The 1,147-nt window shown below is 51.4% G+C and carries 1 protein-coding gene; it reads right to left on the reverse strand.

Translation table 11 applies throughout. The annotated features are described in order from the left end of the window. The coding region (locus RUMCAL_RS04670; RefSeq protein WP_040647040.1) for an endo-1,4-beta-xylanase at nucleotides 1–1,147 on the reverse strand (1,147 nt) is incomplete at both ends.

A 1,147-nucleotide genomic window follows, 5' to 3' on the forward strand; every position in this document is an offset into this window, starting at 1 on the left:
CATTGCCGGAGAATGCACTGGAAATGCCCTGCCGTGCCAGTGCCAGATCCATGCCGTTAATGACACCGTCTGCATTGACATCGCCCAGATGAAACGGCTTGGATTCCCCTGCACCGAGGATAGACGTTCCGCCCACAGCACCGATCGCCTCGTCCAGATAGAAGTTATTTGTACTTTCTGCAGTTTCCACATACAGCACCATATTCGTGGCATCTGCCGGAATCTGATAGTTTTTGTTGGCAAGCTGTACCCACTCACCCTTGACGGCAGTTCCCTCTGCCACGGTGGCGTACTGTGCCTCGCCGTTGGCATCGGTATATGCCAGTTTCAGGAAAAACTGGTCAGTTGCATCGCCGTCAAAATATTCCACGTTCACGCTAAAGCTGTATTCTTTTCCAGGCACAAACGCCTTGGGATTCAGTGTTCTTCCGGCACCATTCCACGCAGCCGTCCGGTTCTGCACCAACAATGCTTCACTGCCCACATAGGCAGTTCTGCCGCTGGTGAGAACATCAGCACTGCCTCTGCCTTCCCAGCTGTCTGTATCGCCCTCAAATGTGCTTTGGAAATACCAGCCGTATTCATTCGGTTCAATGGGTTTGTCATTGCCGCCGGGATTGCTGCCGTCGCCCCACTCCGACTGGGGGATCATAGAGGTCAGTGTGGTATATGCCAGCTTCGGCTGATGATTGGTATCGTACAACAGCGGGGTGTTCTCCGTTTTGATCCATGTGTTGGCATCGTTCGGCCCCCAGATGCAAACGGCGGTCACTCTGCCGTCTGAACTGGGATTTTTGTTCCAGTCCATAGCAGCCTGAAAGATCGCCTTGTACTTATCCGCCTGCTGCTGGAGAGTATACTTGCCGTTTTCCATAGTGATGTCCAATTCTGTGATCTGCAAATCGCAGCCAATGGACAGGAACTTTTTCATTGCCGTGGTGTATGCCGACACGCCGGAGAATCCGTCATAATCTGCGTTGATGTGGGACTGCATGCCAATGCCATCCAGCAAGCCTTTTTCATAGAGGGACTTGCACATACTATAAATAGCATCCCGTTTGTGATCCCAATACTCATTGTAATCGTTATAGTAAAGGGCACAGCTTTCCGGTGCATATTTCCGTGCATAGGTAAAGGCTTTTTCCAC

This window comes from Ruminococcus callidus ATCC 27760, from assembly GCF_000468015.1.
GTDB lineage: Bacteria > Bacillota > Clostridia > Oscillospirales > Ruminococcaceae > Ruminococcus_C > Ruminococcus_C callidus.